The 16,418-nt window shown below is 61.3% G+C and carries 14 protein-coding genes and 4 pseudogenes; 11 read left to right on the top strand and 7 right to left on the bottom strand.

Annotated features, from left to right (window positions below):
- Positions 1 to 38: 38 nt before the first annotated feature.
- Positions 39 to 1,974 (bottom strand): annotated as a pseudogene (gene acs / locus K307_RS00840) (acetate--CoA ligase).
- Between the two features lie 706 nt (positions 1,975 to 2,680).
- Entirely contained in the window at positions 2,681 to 3,229 is a 549-nt protein-coding gene (locus K307_RS00835) for a DUF1003 domain-containing protein (RefSeq protein WP_042875731.1), read from the bottom strand.
- A gap of 393 nt (positions 3,230 to 3,622) precedes the next feature.
- Here K307_RS00835 and K307_RS45005 point away from each other — a divergent pair.
- Positions 3,623 to 3,869: pseudogene (locus tag K307_RS45005) on the top strand (filamentous hemagglutinin N-terminal domain-containing protein); the annotation flags it as partial.
- A gap of 143 nt (positions 3,870 to 4,012) precedes the next feature.
- Here the strand turns inward: K307_RS45005 and K307_RS00830 are convergent.
- On the bottom strand, positions 4,013 to 5,167 hold the full coding sequence (locus K307_RS00830) for an ATPase (protein ID WP_042875729.1): 1,155 nt from the start codon (positions 5,165 to 5,167) through the stop codon (positions 4,013 to 4,015).
- A 162-nt stretch (positions 5,168 to 5,329) separates the two neighbouring features.
- Between K307_RS00830 and K307_RS00825 the strand changes: the two genes are divergently transcribed.
- Both K307_RS00825 and K307_RS00820 read left to right on the top strand, forming a co-directional pair.
- On the top strand, positions 5,330 to 6,043 hold the full coding sequence (locus tag K307_RS00825) for a D-glutamate cyclase family protein (protein WP_080744800.1): 714 nt from the start codon (positions 5,330 to 5,332) through the stop codon (positions 6,041 to 6,043).
- A gap of 108 nt (positions 6,044 to 6,151) precedes the next feature.
- A complete protein-coding gene (locus K307_RS00820; protein ID WP_042875727.1) occupies positions 6,152 to 6,946 on the top strand; it encodes an alpha/beta fold hydrolase in 795 nt (264 codons plus the stop codon).
- 454 nt (positions 6,947 to 7,400) lie between these two features.
- Here K307_RS00820 and K307_RS00815 read toward each other — a convergent pair.
- Together K307_RS00815 and K307_RS47210 are read right to left on the bottom strand one after the other, a co-directional pair.
- Positions 7,401 to 7,987 (bottom strand): annotated as a pseudogene (locus K307_RS00815) (J domain-containing protein).
- Positions 7,988 to 8,314: 327 nt separating this feature from the next.
- Positions 8,315 to 8,527 (bottom strand): hypothetical protein, encoded by a 213-nt coding sequence (locus K307_RS47210; protein WP_155301014.1) that lies wholly within the window; start codon positions 8,525 to 8,527, stop codon positions 8,315 to 8,317.
- A 282-nt stretch (positions 8,528 to 8,809) separates the two neighbouring features.
- Between K307_RS47210 and K307_RS00810 the strand changes: the two genes are divergently transcribed.
- A complete protein-coding gene (locus tag K307_RS00810; protein WP_042875726.1) occupies positions 8,810 to 10,156 on the top strand; it encodes a hypothetical protein in 1,347 nt (448 codons plus the stop codon).
- A 266-nt stretch (positions 10,157 to 10,422) separates the two neighbouring features.
- Positions 10,423 to 10,545: pseudogene (locus tag K307_RS48775) on the top strand (IS5/IS1182 family transposase); the annotation flags it as partial.
- Positions 10,546 to 11,001: 456 nt separating this feature from the next.
- On the opposite strand, the gene K307_RS00805 reads toward K307_RS48775, so the two are convergent.
- Together K307_RS00805 and K307_RS00800 are read right to left on the bottom strand one after the other, a co-directional pair.
- Complete coding sequence (locus K307_RS00805) at positions 11,002 to 11,190, bottom strand: hypothetical protein (protein WP_051974992.1); 189 nt, start codon at positions 11,188 to 11,190, stop codon at positions 11,002 to 11,004.
- Between the two features lie 147 nt (positions 11,191 to 11,337).
- Positions 11,338 to 12,312, bottom strand: a complete 975-nt coding sequence (locus K307_RS00800; RefSeq protein ID WP_051974541.1) for a LysR family transcriptional regulator — start codon at positions 12,310 to 12,312, stop codon at positions 11,338 to 11,340.
- A 149-nt stretch (positions 12,313 to 12,461) separates the two neighbouring features.
- Here K307_RS00800 and K307_RS00795 point away from each other — a divergent pair, with 149 nt between their 5' ends.
- The 6 genes from K307_RS00795 to K307_RS48765 all read left to right on the top strand — a co-directional run bounded on the left by K307_RS00795 (position 12,462) and on the right by K307_RS48765 (position 16,190).
- Positions 12,462 to 13,070 carry a DJ-1/PfpI family protein gene (locus K307_RS00795; RefSeq protein WP_042875722.1) on the top strand — a complete coding sequence of 203 codons (609 nt, stop codon included), beginning with the start codon at positions 12,462 to 12,464 and terminating at the stop codon, positions 13,068 to 13,070.
- 117 nt (positions 13,071 to 13,187) lie between these two features.
- Positions 13,188 to 14,051 carry a questin oxidase family protein gene (locus K307_RS44030; protein ID WP_051974540.1) on the top strand — a complete coding sequence of 288 codons (864 nt, stop codon included), beginning with the start codon at positions 13,188 to 13,190 and terminating at the stop codon, positions 14,049 to 14,051.
- A gap of 441 nt (positions 14,052 to 14,492) precedes the next feature.
- Positions 14,493 to 14,702 (top strand): NAD(P)-binding domain-containing protein, encoded by a 210-nt coding sequence (locus K307_RS00785; RefSeq protein ID WP_042875720.1) that lies wholly within the window; start codon positions 14,493 to 14,495, stop codon positions 14,700 to 14,702.
- 80 nt (positions 14,703 to 14,782) lie between these two features.
- Positions 14,783 to 15,109: a hypothetical protein gene (locus tag K307_RS50770; RefSeq protein WP_042875718.1), complete on the top strand. Its 327-nt coding sequence runs from the start codon at positions 14,783 to 14,785 to the stop codon at positions 15,107 to 15,109.
- A gap of 26 nt (positions 15,110 to 15,135) precedes the next feature.
- Positions 15,136 to 15,651 carry an alpha/beta fold hydrolase gene (locus K307_RS48770; protein ID WP_230625387.1) on the top strand — a complete coding sequence of 172 codons (516 nt, stop codon included), beginning with the start codon at positions 15,136 to 15,138 and terminating at the stop codon, positions 15,649 to 15,651.
- The gene (locus tag K307_RS48765) at positions 15,651 to 16,190 is read left to right on the top strand and encodes an alpha/beta fold hydrolase (protein ID WP_230625386.1); all 540 of its coding nucleotides are present in this window, start codon (positions 15,651 to 15,653) and stop codon (positions 16,188 to 16,190) included. The genes K307_RS48770 and K307_RS48765 overlap by 1 nt, the downstream gene beginning before the upstream one ends.
- The last annotated feature ends 228 nt before the right edge of the window (positions 16,191 to 16,418 follow it).

Genomic DNA, 16,418 nt, shown 5'->3' with positions numbered 1-16,418 from the left:
ATGCGCAGAGGTTGTGCAGCAGGCCAGCAATGCCGCGTTCAGACCGGCTTGGCGAACTGCGAAATCACCGCTGGGTTTTCGACAGTGGACGTATCCTGCGATATGTCCTCGCCCTTCGCGACGGATCGCAGTAGGCGGCGCACAACCTTGCCGGAACGTGTCTTGGGCATCGCGTCGCCGAAGCGGATGTCCTTCGGCTTTGCGATCGGGCCTATTTCCTTGCCCACCCACGCGCGCAATTCGTCAGCCACTCTCTTGGCATCCGCCCCCGTCGGACGAGGCGCTTTGAGGACCACGAAGGCAACGATGCTCTCTCCGCAAGTTTCATCGGGCCGCCCGACTACCGCCGCTTCTGCGACAAGTGGATTCGCTGCCAGCGCAGACTCGATTTCCATGGTTCCCATCCGGTGACCAGATACGTTTAGCACGTCGTCGATGCGGCCTGTGATCGTAAAGTAGCCCGATTCCCGGTCGCGGACTGCACCATCGCCCGCGAGATACAGCCTGCCGCCGAGTTCATCGGGATAGTAGCCTTTGCGGCCATGGCTTGCGAATGACCAGTACACCACCCTGCCCGTTGGGCACCTCATTGCCGGCCTCGTCAACGATCGCCGCATCGATGCCAGGCAGCGGCAGGGTGCATGATCCCGGCACGAGTCGGGAAGCACCCGGAAGCGGCGAGATCATGTGACCGCCGGTTTCGGTCTGCCAGAAGGTGTCAAGCACGGGGCACCGGCTGCCGCCGACGTGCTCGGCATACCATCGCCATGCGCTCGGATTGATCGGCTCGCCGACCGTGCCAAGCAGGCGTAGCGATCCCAGGTCAAAGCTACGCGGGTGGACGGCCTCGTCTGCCTCGGCCGTCTTGATGAGAGAGCGGATGGCCGTTGGTGCTGTGTAGAAGATGCTCACCCGATGGCGCTGGATCATGTCCCAGAAGCGGCCAGCGTTCGGATAAGTTGGGACGCCTTCGAACATCACCTGGGTCGCACCGACAGCAGTCGGGCCATAGCAGATGTAAGTGTGCCCCGTAATCCAGCCGATATCGGCGGTACACCAGAATACGTCGTCCGGCTTGATGTCGAAGGTCCATTTCATCGTCACGGCGGCCCAGAGCAAATAGCCACCGGTGCTGTGCTGCACCCCTTTCGGCGCTCCGGTCGACCCCGACGTGTACAACACAAAAAGGGGGTGTTCGGCACTGACCCACTCTGGCTCGCAGGTATCGGGTTGGCCCTGCTCCAGTTCATGGAGCCACGCGTCGCGTCCGGCGACCCACGGAATCTGCCCACCGGTTCGCTGATAGACCACGACGGTGCGCACGGCATCGGTGCCATCCATTGCAAGTGCTTCGTCGACGATCGTCTTCAGCGGTAGGGTCTTCCCACCGCGGACCTGCTCGTCGGCAGTGATTACCGCTATCGCCCCGACATCGGTCATCCGCTCGTGCAGTGATTTGGCGGAGAAGCCGCCGAAAACCACGGAGTGCGTCGCGCCGATGCGGGCACAGGCCTGCATTGCAACCACGCCTTCGATCGACATGGGTAGGTAGATCACCACGCGATCGCCCTTTTTTATGCCGCGCGCGCGTAGCGCGTTGGCGAGTCTGCACACGCGATGATAGAGAGCCTGATAAGTGATGCGACTAACCTCGCCACCGTCCGCCTCGAAAACGATGGCGGTCTTTTCAGCGTTGCCGTTGGCGAGATTCCGGTCCAGACAGTTGTACGACGCGTTCAGTTCACCATCTTCAAACCATCGGTAGAACGGTGCATGGGTGTCGTTAAGAACACTGGTGAATGGCTTTCGCCACGCCAGATGCTCCCGGGCAAGGCGTGCCCAGAACGCCTGATGATCGTGCTCTGCCTCCGCCACCAGCCTATGGTAGGCGTCCATGCCGTCGATGGTTGCATGGCTGACCGGAGGAATCTCAAGGGCGGCGGCGTCGGGATGTCCGGGTTCGATGGTAGACATAGTGTCCTCGCATGAAAATCGGCCGCGCTCGTCGCTTGAGAAAAGGCCCTGGTCGGCCTGAATTGCCTTTTACGTCTCGCCATGGGGTACCGTGGAAGTCATCTCGGCGCACCTGTCGTGGCAGGTTCGACGCGTACGGCGGAATAGCGTGGAGATTCTGGGGGCTGGCTGGTGTCCTCCCATTAGGAAGTGTAGACAGGATTTCCCGCCGCGACTTCACATCAAGCTAAAGGGAAGCCACCCAAGCGAATCGATGTTCGACGCACGCTCGGCTCCGAACTCGCCAGCCAGGCCACTCGGCAATGAAAAGCGTTCAGCGTTCGCCGCCGAGCCCTTGGCACGATAGCGACAGCAGGTCTGGCTCACGCCGAATGCCGCGCAGGCAGCTTTTGAAGGTCTGCGCTTGGCTGACCGTAGGTCTTGCGCGGATTACCCGATAACGGACACTCGCCGACGCTTGGCATCTGTCTTGAGCGGCAGTTTCGGCACAAGCTGCACATCCCGAATGCCGACTTCGCGCAACCGATGCGCATTGAGATCAAGGTGGCGTGATGTAAGCCGAGCGAGCCGTGGGCACGAAGGGCTGCTTCCGATCCCGGAGCGGCCTCGCGCCCCCTCGATCGACCGCTCACTCGCCTCTGGAGGGGGCTCAAGGGGGAGTACCTCACCAATGTCCACTTCGGCCTTGATGGGCAGGGAGCCGGGTCTATGGTTTTGAGTCTTTTTGCAAGAGCTTCTCGTGCAACTCGACGGTCAGCGTTTCAACACGCACAGTTAATTTTTGGGTAAGTTCGGTCAGTTCCGTATTCCGCTGCAGCAACTCCAGCAGTTGTGCCGCGTTTTGCGCGGCAATTGCCTGCCGCTGCTCGTTAGCGACAGCAAGGGCCTCCCTGTGTTGCGCGTCAGCCTCGGTGTGTGCGTTGTCTCTCGCCGCCTGTCGCGTCTGAGCAAGCAAAATGAGCGGCGCGGCATAGGCCGCTTGGAGACTAAATGCCAGATTAAGGAGAATGAATGGGTAAACGTCGAACCTGGTGAAACCGAGGGCGTTCACCCCAATCCAGATGGCGACGATTACCGTCTGTGCCCCTAAAAAAACGGGCGTCCCGAAAAAACGCGCGAAGGCTTCGGCCTTGAGCGCGAACCTGTCGTTGCCGAATGCCGGGGCAAGATGTGCGTGAGGCCGGTGGAAGCGAAAGTGATCAACGTTCGGAACGTCGAACGGAGCGGCATGGGAGCCGGAGTTCGGTGTTTTCATACATTCCCCAAGTAAGTAATCGTTCGAGACCAGTCCGCAGCGACGTCTGCGGCACTATACCGAGACCCTCAATGAACATCGGAAGCCTATCGTCAGACCATTTCTCACCGCAGGCAACGCGGCGTGGGAATGAGCAGAGTGTAGTACGAAACACCTGCAGAACGATTTCACCAATCCGACCAATCCGTTGCATCCACTGGTTGAATCCTCAGCGGCACCTGGACAATCAAGACCGATCTGGCCAGCCACGACTATCAGGTTTGACGCACCTTTGCCGCGATGGAAGTATCGAAGTATCAGTGGGCACCCGTCGGGTGGGCATAGTCAACTTGGCGAGACGAAGCGATAAAAGCACAGGTAAGCGATGCAAATACGAGGTAAGCACGTACTATCGCCCGCACCATCCTGAACAATGTCACCAGCACTAATCCCTCCGTGCTGGAAGGAGCTCTCAGCGTGATCGGACCCCGTGCCCACGTGATTCTGGCCAATCCGAACGGCATCAGCGTGAATGGCCTGACGGTGCGCAACCGGCAACTTGGCCCTGACTACCGGGCAGGTCACGTTCAATGATTTCACCACCGCTAACGAGCAACTGCAGCGTAGAGCTGTGTCGCTCGGCGAAGGATCTTTCGTTGGAGACAGTCGCAGCGCGCGCGGGTAGCTGGCCGCAATCTTCTGCCCCGACCCTTTGATATAGCGGCTTCGCGGCAGGAGAAGTCCAGCAATAAGCGACCCCCTTACTTCAGGACTGGAGTCGCATCGACATAAAGATCGCGCTGGCTACGCCACAGGCACTGCCGCGAGCATTCCGGCCTGGTCCATCAGCGCGATAAGTCCAGTTTCCTCGAGCGCGTAGACACCACGCGCAGCCTTCCAAACGAGAGCCTTTTCCTGCAGTGCTGCGAGCGCCTGCTGCGCGCCGGAGACGTCCACCTTTGCGTCCGAGCCAGGATCGATAGACTTCAGCACCATGTTGTAAGCATCCACGGTGGTAGCCTCAAACGGGGCGTAGCTATTCCCGCGAACAGCCATGACCCGAAGCACCGTCGATTGAAGCGGTGTGAGGCTGTGCACGACCCGCATCTGTTCCACATTGCTCTCAACGATCTGCTCCTCTACAGCAGCAGCAAACCTCGCCGGGACATCACCTGGCGCGATTCCGAAATCGAAGCGGAGCGCATCCGCCGCGGCACCGAGCAACTCCGGGCGGAAAGAAGCGCGCTTGAACAATTCAAACACTTGAGTCGGATCGAGCTTGGCACCCAGATTGAGCCGATCACAGAACCACTGAATGTAGTCCATGCCAAGGACGGGGAACGGAACGAGGGGTGCGCCGTAGAAAGCCTGGTCGCTGCTGTTGCGAAGCATGGCCAGCTTGTCCCGGTTCGAGCCAGTCGCGACGATACGCAGGCCCTTATGTCGGCTGCTGTTTAGTTCGTCGCGCGCCGCCTTGAGTGCGAACAGGGCATCGTTGCCTTTCTCGCTAACGATAGACTGCTGCGCTTCATCAATGACCAGCACGATGGGTTTGTTGGACTCATCGGACAGTGCAGCCAATGCGGCCGAAAGGGAAATCCCCTCGCCCAGACCGACACGATCCAAGGAGAACGACAAACCGCCAACGGCAACCTTATCCATTCCTGCCGCCCGCGCGAGACGGGTGATGACACCCTCATGCTTGGCCAGTTCCGCCCTGACCGCGCCAACGACAACCTCGCCTGGATCAGCCCGGCGATCCTCCCAGAGGTCGGCATACACTACCAGAGCGCGTAGATCCTCCAGCGCTGGCCGCAGATCCTCCCGCAAGAATGTTGACTTACCAGTCCGGCGGGGAGCCGCCAGAAACAAGCCGGAACTGGAAGCGGATGTTGGCGACACCTCCAGAATCTTGGCGGCGAGTGCGGCGGCGAGGGCCTTTCTACGAAACACTTCCATCCCAAATGAGGTCGACTACAGAAAACTATAGCCAATTATAGTGAATTATAGCTGGATCGCTATATTTGTGCATTGTAAATTACATTGCTTGGGCTGCTGCGCGTCAAGGAAACCGCGCGTGAGGCGCTTCGGTAAAGCGACACCGGCCTGGGGCGAACCGACATGCATCCCCCTACCGTTGCGCTGCCCGGCTGGGCAGCCAGCCCCGCCATCGCGCGCGCCGCCATCCGCAGCAATCCTGCCACGCCAGTGGGCCGACGATTTCTGATCGGCATGACCGGGCCTGGCTCGCCGCTGGTGCCAGCGCTGGGCGAGGGTATCGACCTGCGCACCGATCTGCCGCGCTACCGGGTCTGGCGCGATGGCAAGCTAGCCGGAGAGTGCGACGACATCGGCGCGTTGTGGTGCGACGACTTTGTCGGCTTCGTGCTGGGCTGCTCGCTGTCCTTCGAAGATGCGCTCCAGCGCGCCGGCCTGCCCGTGCGGCATGTCGATGAAGGCAAGGTGGTGCCAATGTACCGCACCAGCATCGAAACCACGCCGGTGGGGCCGTTCCGCGGACCGATGGTGGTGTCGATGCGCCCCTATACGCCGGCCCAGGCCGCGCGCGCTACCGAGATTTGCGCCGCGTTGCCGGCAGCGCATGGCAAGCTGGTGCACGCCGGCGATCCGTCGGCGATCGGCATTGCAGACGTCAACCGTCCCGACGAGGGCGAGTCCACCGACATCCTGCCAGGCGAGATCCCGGTATTCTGGGGCTGCGGCGCGACGCCTCAGGCCACGGCTGTGCAGGCGCGGCTGCCGCTATGTATCACGCATGCGCCCGGCTACATGCTGGTGGGCGACGTGGCGATCGAGGACGTCACGCTGATCTGAGGTCTCTGTTGGCGTGTTCCCGTTTGGCGGCACTAATATCCATCTCAACAGCGCGATCGTCGACGCGTTCGCCGTGTCCTTCGCGTCGCCCTGAACCGAAGAAGCAAAGTGCCAAACGTAACGTCCGACGGTGTTTCGATCCACTATGAGGTCAAGGGCCAGGGTTCGCCCGTTCTTCTGCTGGCAGGGCTTGCGGGCGTGGGCGCATCCTGGGGCCCGCAGATCGATCTGTTCGCCAGGCACCATCAGGTGACCGTGCCGGATCACCGCGGCACCGGCGCGTCCGAGCACACCGCACGCGACATGACGATTACACAACACGCGCGGGACATGGCGCGGGTCATCGAGGCGGTCGGATGCGGGCCGGTACACGTGGTCGGTTCCTCGACCGGCGGCGCCATTGCGCAGTTGCTGGCGATCCATCACCGGGAGCTATTGCGCAGCGCAACCATTGTCTCGTCCATTGCACGCGCGGACGCGTTCTACCGTCGCCAGTTCGACATGCGGCGACGCATGTTGAACGATTCCGGCCTGCGCGCGTCCACCGAGGCCAACGCACTATTCCTCTTCGATCCGAGATTCATGCGCGAGCACCCGGAAAAGGTGCAGGCGTGGGTGAACGCTACAGCGGCTGGCACATTTGAACCGGAGATCGCCTTTGCCCGGATCGACATGATTGTTGGGCACGACGCCTTCAAGGATCTACCTTCGATCGCGACGCCGACGCTGGTGCTGGTGGGCGAGCGCGACTTCTGTGCCCCGCCGTATTTCTCCGCGGAGCTTGCTGAGCGGATTCCGGGGGCCGAGTTTGCCATGCTGGATGGTGGCCACTTCATCTTCCTGGAGAAGCCAGAACTGCTGCACGACACTGTTGAGGGCTTTATTGCAGGGCACGAACGATGATCAGGTCGGCTCTCTGAATGACCGTGCAGGAACGCGAGGCGCCGACCGGTAGTCAACTGGCGGTGGTCCCTTCCCGGCCTATAGGCCCCCACGCTGACACCGGTGGAAGGGTCGAATTGGTTGAACTTCGATCGGTCACGGAGCGCAGCCGAAAACGAGAAGGCGCGTGTAGAAAGCCGCTCTCGACCCCGCGGATCGGCGAATCAAGAATTGAGAGCTCGTACCCAATCTTCAGCGCTCCCAGCCAACCAAGGTCGCGTTCGCTTGCGTTTATACGTATCAACAAGTTCCGCCCTCGCGAACACACAACCGCTTGTGACCTCGGTTCTTTGTTTTTTGATATGCAGGAATACGAATTAGTGAGATTTTGACCAGTTCTTGTCCCGACTTCCAGCGTGGAGAAACAACGTCTTGAGGCTCCACAGCTAGCGCTTGACGACAAACGGAGGCCCCGCTACGAGCGGATGCCGAACAAGCCATACCAGAACGAATCGAACGCGCCGGGGTGATACCTGGGCTGCGCCACCTCGTCTGGGCTTGACGCCGCCGAGCCGGCGGGCGTCGGGGCAGCCTCGGTGTCAGGCGCATCCACGGCCGGCGCACTTGCCCACCGCGACTCCTCCTGCAAGGCCCATACGCTGTCAGCGATGCGTGCCGCCAGTTCCGCCTCGCAGCCCCGGTCGAGCAGCACGCCGAAGATGGCGTCTCGGTTGTTGCCGTCGTCGGCAAAGCGCATCGCGATGGCGACCATCTTCTCGTATTGTTCCTGCGCGACGCGCTAGGCCTCGCGCTCCTGTACTTCCTGCGCCTCGCGCTCGGCCTGCCAGCGCCGCATCTCCCCTTGAATACCTCGTCGTAGACCTGGCGCTGCCAGGCATCGGAAAGAATGGCGTAGGCATCGCGGATTTCCTGGAATGCCGCGTGCGCTTCCGCCTCGCGGCCAAGGTTGCGGCCGGGGTGCCACTTCATCGCGGCGCTGCGGTAGGCGCGCTTGATCTCGTCCAGGGTGGCGTCCGGTTGCACGCTGAGGGTCGAATAGATGGTGGGTGGTCATGGGGCGATGGGACAGCTGGTGGGGGCTTGCTCGGCATAGCAGGAGAGGGCTGCGCTGGCCGCATGGATCACCGGATTCTCATTCATGGAGGAGAAGTAGTGTCTCGCGCCAGGCTTGTTTTACGTCTGAAACACATTCACGAACGCGGCCACTCAATCTGAAGTGCACCCCCTGAGCTCAGCAACGCCTGAGATGCCTTTGGGGGTCTCTGCGGGCTCCCCTATCTACCAATGTTCCCGCTTCCACGGCGTGTTTCTCCGCTGAAACAACGTACCGCGTTTCACCAGCGCTGCTCCAGGACTGCTAATCCGAACCTATAAAAAAGCCTGCCTAATCAGTTGTTTGCGGATCTTGGCACGTTGCTCGCGCTGTATTTCTTCGAGCCGCGCCGCCCATGTCAAGGCGGCTTTGAGATGCGCCGATCGCGAAGGCACCGGCCTGCTATTCGTTGCGCTAGATTTTTGCGAAGGATCGAAGCCTGGCATGCCCGCGATCGGCATGACGAACGGCGAGACGGCCATTTTCAATGTTGTAACGGTTCCGCGCGGTCCCCGCCAAGTCAGACGCAATGCTTGCCCCACTCACGCAAAACGCGGAACGGTGCAACCACGGCGCCACGAGCCGAGCATTATCGGAGCCGTCACTGAGACGGTGGCGGCGCCGGACCGCCAAGCCGTTAGGCGATCGCCACGGGCTCAAGCTGAATGGCGGCACAGGGCTCTGGATGAATATGGGCTCTGCCACGTTGTCGTGGAACAGCCGCCGTGACAAGTGCCCATGCGGTGTGAGAAATGGAAAGGGGAAATACCATGAAGCGTCTCGCAAAAGCTCTGATCAAATTAACGTTCGCAGCGGCAAGTCTGAACGCGTTTGCTGCCACGCCATCGCAAATCGATACGGCGGTCGCTAACGCCTACGGTTGGCTAGACGGCCAATACTTGGGGGGCTGCGTCCAATCGTACAAGAACGACTACAACGATCAGTACACCATCGAAAACGGGGTTTACAAACTGGTCGTTCCGCGCGCGCCCGACGACCGCGGCTACACTTACGACCAAGCACTGGCGGTGATCGCGTACCTTCAGGATCGGCGCCCCGGCAACCGCCAGCACAGCGCGACTAAAGCACTGGCAATCCTTAGCCGGTTGAAGGCGGCCCAGAATGCGGAGGGATCATGGTACACGGCCTATACCTGTTCGACCTCCAACGCCAACGGTGCCGTAGCCGAGCCCTTCACTGACGTCGGCCCGACGGCATGGGTCGGCCTGGCAGCACTGGCCTATAAGGCCCGCAATCCGGGCGACACGACATTCGACGACATGATTGTCGCCATTGCGCGCTATGTTTCAAGCAATCAGTGGAAGACCCAATGGGGCGGCGACGGTGCCGTGAACTTTGCGTCGAATCGACTGCAAAGCGTGGCCTCGACAGAGCACAACCTCGACCTCTATGCCTTCCTCAAGGGTATCAGGGCGAACAGCGCACTGTACGCGAGGGCCAACGCTTCGCTGGCGGGCGACTACTCGATCGACTCCACTCTCGGCAACATCTACATATTCCTGACCAACAACGTGTGGAACGCAGCCGAGTTGCATTTCAACGGCGGGCGCAACGATGGCAAGTTCCCCACCGACATGCTGACGTTCGGGGCCGCGTCGATGGGTGACGACTTCAACAACGCATACTATTCGCTGGTTCGCTGGGCGGTCGAGACGTCGCCAAGCCCGTTCGAATACAGCGGTGGCGTGGATTTCGTCCATAGCCGTGAGCGCGCCAACCAGGGTACCTACTTCAACGCCTGGTATGACTATTTCTCCGCCAGCTCGGGTGCGAACGGCGACCTCATCATTGTCAACGATAAACTGCAGGACGCCTGGTACGAAGGCACCGGGCAGATGATGGTGGCGCTCAAGATGGTGAAAGCCTTCTATGCGAGCCTAGGCTGGAGCACCTGGGCGATCCAGGGAAAGATCGACCTGTATCTCGACAACCTGGTAGCCCAGCAGCAAGGAGACGGGGGCTTGAGTTACTCGGATCGCGGCAGCAGCAACACCTATTTCCGCATGAAGACGGCCTCCGCAGTCTCCGCTACCACATGGTTGATCTTTGCGGTGCGCGGCTTCAATTGCTTCTACCCATTTGTTCGGACCTATTGAATCAGCATCCACCACGCGCACAATCCGCAGTATTAACAAATTTGATGATTCAACTTCGCGAAGTCGGCTAGTGTAAGCAGTCTGGTCAACCGGCCTTGATCAGCGGGCATGGGAGGCTGCTGTTTGCCAGTTCGATAGTGCTGGCTGACGGCGTTGTTGCATGAATCCCGGGTCCGTGGCGGCTGACGTTCACGCGCAACGGCTGGGGCAGTGGCCCTGTTAACTTTGGGTGAAGCGGCGTAGTGTCTTGGACTTTTTCCGGGACGATGCGCAAGGATAAGCGGCAGCGAAGCGGGCCCAAAGCGGTCTACCGCGTCCAGAACTGGGCGCGATACAACGTAGGGCTGATTGCCAGAGGAGATATCACGATATGGATCGATCAGGAGCTGCTGAAGACGGCTCCCAACCCCATGCTCCCCGGCGCGGCCGCCCATACGCCGATGCTGGACGACCTGCCGGCGAGCCATGGGAAGGGATGGCCGCTGACCCTGAAACCTGCCGTTGGCGCGACGCCGCGTCGAAGGACTGAAGGGGGCCGGCAAGCGCCGACCGGCGATCGACTGACTGATGTCGCCTGCCGGCCAGGAACAGCCATTAGGCAACCATTGCGGCTACGTCGGCTTCTGAGTCGAACCGGTCGGTCAAACCGCTAGAACAGTGGGCATGCTTTTCCTGTCCACTCGACCGCTGAAATTTGAACGCTCCCCCCGTTGTGCGAGCTGCGTGTGTGAGCTGGCAATCAGCCAGATGCCGGGCACAGCAAAGGCCACTACGCCGGGCAGTGCAACAAACGCCAGGACCGCCCGCGCAAACATGATCCCCTAGCTTTGTTTTCTGGCGACAATCTATCCAAGCCTTGCCGATTCCTCGAACTTGGCGAATACGCGAGCCTGAACAGCGTCCATGACTGCGAGGATCTGCGCATTAGCGGGGCCACTGGCCGTCACGCCAGTGGCGTTCTTAGGCTTCGAGCCTGGCGGATAGAAGAAAAATACAGCATCAAACCTGCCTGCCGACTCTTTCTTCTTGTTCATGGTCACATCCTTGGCGTTGGTGCGATTGCGCACCAAGAAGCCAGACTTACGGAACACCATTGCCGCAGAAGCGATCCTCGCTTTCCCAACCAATAGGGCCGTTCTTGTCAGGGTTCAGCGCCCTGCTCGCGGCACGGCCGTTCTGTGTCATTGCCTCTTCCTTCCGCTGACCTTGTCGACGTCTCCGGCAATGGCGCGCAGAAGTTGCTTTAGCCATTGCACAGGTGGGTCGGCCTCGCTACGAAGATCGAATGCCATTGCCACATCAAATCCTTCTAGCGCGATCGGCGGCGGGAAAATGCGCAAGCGATGGGAATCGGCAAAGCAGTCAGCGATGCGCCGCGGAAGTGTCATGATCAGGTCCGTCTGCGCCACGATCATCGGCGCGACCAGGTAATGCGGCACGGTCAACGCTACTCGTCGGGTATGCCCCATCCTTTCGAGTGCATGATCAACGATTCCAGAAGACATGCCACGAGGGGCAAGCAAGGCATGATCTTCGGCAAGAAACGCTTCGAGCGTTACGCGGCGCGGCAATCGAGGGTGGTCCGCCCGCGCGACACTCACGAAAGACTCGTGAAGCAGCGTCTCTAGGCCGCGAATGCCGCGCAAGCTCCAGCGATCGGCGATGACGAAATCGAGCGCGCGCGTGGCAAGTCCCAGGTCAGGAGCAGTATCGAGAGGCAAGATTTCAAGCGTAGCGCGTGGTGCGAGTTGGCGCAGGCGCGCCGCGACCGGTGCCAGCACGACCAGCGAGGCGTAGTCGTTGGCGCCGATGCGAAAGCGCCGCTGGGTGGTCGCCGGCTCGAAGCTGGCGGCTGCGTGCAGCGCATCTCGGACGTCTTTGAGAATACGCGCAACGCGGGGTCCCAGCTCCTCCGCGAGAGGCGTGGGCGTCATGCGGTTACCGATCCGCACGAGCAGCAAATCTTGGAGCGCCTGGCGCAGGCGCGAGAGCGCGGCGCTAGTCGCCGGCTGACTCAAATTGAGACGGCGTGCAGCCCCAGACACACTGCGTGCGGCGAGCAGCGCGTCCAAAACACGCAACAGATTTAGATCGAAGGCTTCAAGGCTCACCCCGTCAGGGTGGCTTGCGGCGACCTGTTCATCTATTCGCGACATGGATAAATGATATACACAAAATCCGCTTGGCGGATATGTCAGAGGGGGCCACCATCTCTGTTGACGACCTCAGACGACTCCGCGACTGGGCACGGATGTAGGACCCACCCCTTCAAGCTGCTCAAGTAGCGGGGGCAAGGAGGACATACATGTCAAACGAACCTCGGATCGCAGCGCTCATCGCAGATGGCTTCCAGGAAGAGGAGTGCCTGGTGCCGCGCTTCGCACTCGAACTCCTTGGGGCACAGGTCGATATCGTCTCGCCGGCCAGGGGTACGATTGAGATCTACAGCTACTTCCAGAAAGTCGGCACCTACGACGTGGACTACTCCATCGCTGAGGTCGAGGCCCAAGAGTTTGATGGCATCTTGATCCCGGGCGGTGCGAAAAGTCCTGTAATCCTGAGTCAGGACGAGCAAATCAAAGCCTTCGTGCGCGCGATCGCAGGAGGAGGCAAGTTGGTAGCCTGCATCTGCAGGGGTGCATTGCTTGCAGCCGAAGCTGGCATCGTTCGCGACCGCCGGATCACTGGCTTTACGGGCGACAGCGAGCTATCCGCCGAGCAATACAACGAGCTGGCCGTGGAGCCGGTCATCGTAGGTTGCGGGGGAATCTGGGAGGACAAGAGTGTCGTGATCGACCGGAATTTCATCTCCTCACGGCATCCTCGAGATCTCAAGCCTTTCACGGCGGCAATTTGCAACTACCTATGGAAAGGCACGAAGAGAAGCCCATTCGATGAAGGAGTCACGGGATGACAACCGTTTTGGTGATTTTCGCTCATCGCCTGGTAACAGCGGCTGGGTCCGGGTCTCGATGACCGTCGGTTTGTCCCGTCCTCTGCAGTTCCCGGAGGACCCGGAGGGAGTCAAATTATGAACAGCACCTTCGACGAAGCACTCGAGCGCTTGCGAGGAACCGGCAGTGAGATCGCAGGTGGCGGCGCACCCAATCACGGACCGATGGCCGCCGAGGCGCTGGTCGCGCTGGGTCGCGAGGACGTGGTGGTCGCCTGGGCGGGCCGATATCGGCGCAAACTCGATGCGATGCCGCTCCCCCGCTCGCCCATCACGGCAGAATGTTGGGCGGAGGCGCTCGGGGCCATCGAGCGGTTTCCAGACTGGGTTGCCTTCTTTCATGCTCAACTGACCGAGGCACCCTGGCGGACAGTGTTCACGGAGTGGATCGGCCGTTTGCTACCAGCGGCCCCTTCGGCGGGCGGCCATGGATTCCTTCGCACTGCGCATGCGCTTCGCGCGCTGGCAAACACCGAGACTCCGCTGCGCGTCGAAGAACTCGGGGTCGCGCTGGCGTACTGGGCTGCCTACTACCGCAAGCTCCCCGGCACTCCGCGCCTCGCGGGTGCGCTCCAACTCGGCGACGCGCTCGGCCGGATCCCACTCTTTCTGAGCGGCCAGGCGCGGCCGGGCATGCCGAGAGAGGTTTACCTCCGTGTGATGCAAGCGCGTAGGGAGGAGTTCTCACGGGCTGTAGACCGTGCGGCCGAGCCTGAATCGGTCGAGCGCGCCCTAAGCTCGCTTACCGAGGCGGGTGCGCGCCTGTACCTGGCCAACGCGTCCCGTCAGCCCCTCGTGTTACTTCAACATGGTCACGGTAGCGGCCGCGCTTCGCCTGCTGCTGCCACACCTCCCGGCCGGGCTGCACAAGACTGCGCTGGCCCATGTCTGGCAAAACGTCGACGCAACGGCTGCGGCCTACGGCGACGAGCGGGCTTTTGAGCACAACGATTGGCCGCCCCAGGAAGAGTCAGTGGTCATTGACCGCTCCATCGACACGGAAGATCCCCCACGCGCTCAAATTCGCCGAAGCCTGCGTCCGGGAGTATCGCCTGAATCCGCAACCGGTTTATCTGGCAGCGGCAGAGGACTGGGCGTCGCGACTCCTCCGGGCCAGGAACTGGAGCGCCGCCCAGCGCGACGCGGCTGGACTGGAGTTCCGCTGAGCGAAGGTTACGGCTGGGCATCCGTCAGTATCGTGGCAGCAGACTAATCGTTCACTTTAGCTCATTGCCTGAAATGACAGGTCCGATCCCTGTAGCACCAAAGTGGCCGCACGCCTACGGGGGCGCCCAGGCGCTGCAGAGCTACACTCAGTACAAGTCGATATGGGCCAACATCGGCTGAGATCGGCCGTGATCCTGGCAGGAAGGAGACTCGATCATGAAAATCGGAATTATCGGCGCGGGCAACGTAGGGACTGGCCTCGCGAAGCATCTCGTGCCTCGCGGCCACGACGTGATGCTGAGCTTCAGCCGCGACTTGGGTAAGCTCAATGCAGACGCAGCAGCACTCGGGGCAAGCGTCGGCACGGTTGCCGAGACGGTGCACTTTGCCGACGTGTGGTCGTATTGGCCACGCCCTGGACCATAGCGCCCGACGCGCTCTCTCAGGTTGGAAATACGCCGTCGAAAAGAATACTGTGGGACTGCACGAACGCGCTGAAGCCCGACATGAGCGGCCTGCTCGTCGGCACCGACACGTCCGGCGCGGAAGAGATCGCGAGGCTCGCGCCGTGGGCGACAGTGGTTAAGGCGATCCCGCCCTTCGCTGAGCTGCTGCATTCGCCCAGCATGCTGATCGGCGTCATCGCCGACCTCGACTTCTCGCTGATCGATCGACGCAAGCAACTGATGGACTCGCGCGGCCACTACGCCCGGCCCGAACTGCTGAGCCTGCTGATCGACCGCACGCCGACGGCTCACGTGCACGATCGCCACGCCCCTGCTCAGCCCGTGGCCAAACCTAGCGCCGATGACCCCCGCACGGCCACCGTCTGAATCCATTTCCAGCCTGGAGACATTTCTTGAACTCGATCGCTAAATTTGGCAGCGCTGGCGCCGCGTTCGCGGTGTTGATGCTGACTGCAATGCCGGGCCACGCGCGGCCGGCTGATACGGCACGCGCGTCGGTCGAGAAGACGCCCACGGTTGCCAGCGAGTCGGTATCTGATAGCGCACTGGTGAAATCGCTACCCGGTTTCCGGAACGGGTATGCCGACGTCCACGGTGTCCGTTTGCACTACGTGGCAGGCGGCAGTGGCGAGCCGCTGGTGCTGCTGCCCGGCTGGCCAGAGACCTGGTGGACCTTCCACAAGGTGATGCCGGCACTGGCCGAGCACTACACCGTTATCGCCGTCGACCTGCGAGGCATGGGCGGATCGTCCAAGCCGGCCTACGGCTACGACAAGAAGACCATGGCGCGCGACATCCACGGACTCGTAACGTCGCTCGGCCATGACAATGTCAACATCGCCGGCCATGACATTGGATCGGCCGTCGCGTTCGCCTATGCGGCGAACTTCCCGCAGGCAAGCTCGTGATGCTAGAATTTCCGCATCCCGACGACAGCCTGCTGACGTTCCCGCTGTTGCCCGCGCAAGGCACGTTCGGCGACAAGCTCGACTTTGCACACCCCTACTTGTGGTGGTTCGCCTTCCACCAGGTCAAGGGGTTTCCCGAGCAACTGCTCGCGGGGCGCGTGCGCGTCGAACAGGACTGGCTCTTCCGCTACTTCCTGCTGGACGAAGGTGCGGTCGACGCACACGACCGCGCAGTCTACGAACGCGCCTACAACAGCGCCGAGGCGATCCGCGCGAGCAATGCGTGGTACCAGTCATTCACTCAGGACATCGCGGACGCGAAGACCTACGACAAGCTCGGCATGCCCGTGCTGGCCGTGGGCGGCCCGGCCTACCGATGGATGAAAAAGGTCATTCCGCCCCGGGCGTCCAGTGTGACGACGCTTCATGTCGAAAACACCGGCCATTTCCTCCAGGAAGAACGGCCCGATCTCATTGCCAGGACGATCCGAATCCGGGATTTCCTACAGGGCGAGCCATCGGCGACGCCCGGGGACTGATGCCGAGTCGACTGCTGGTCGCATGAGCCGGGCGCCGTGCGGGCAAGCGCGCGGCGCCAGACGAACGGCCGCCCTCTACCCGCTGCCAGGTCATCCGCCACGCCTCGCCCTCCATTTTCTGGTTTGCAAATGACCGCCCCAAAACTAGATTGACTATCGGGTTGCCGCAAGCCTCCTCAGTCATCAGGAGGAGAGAACAATGACAAACGAGATCGATCGGCCTCGCAG

The organism is Cupriavidus necator A5-1 (assembly GCF_000744095.1).
GTDB classification, from domain to species: Bacteria; Pseudomonadota; Gammaproteobacteria; order Burkholderiales; family Burkholderiaceae; genus Cupriavidus; species Cupriavidus necator_A.
This window is presented reverse-complemented; position numbering and strand designations above follow the sequence as displayed.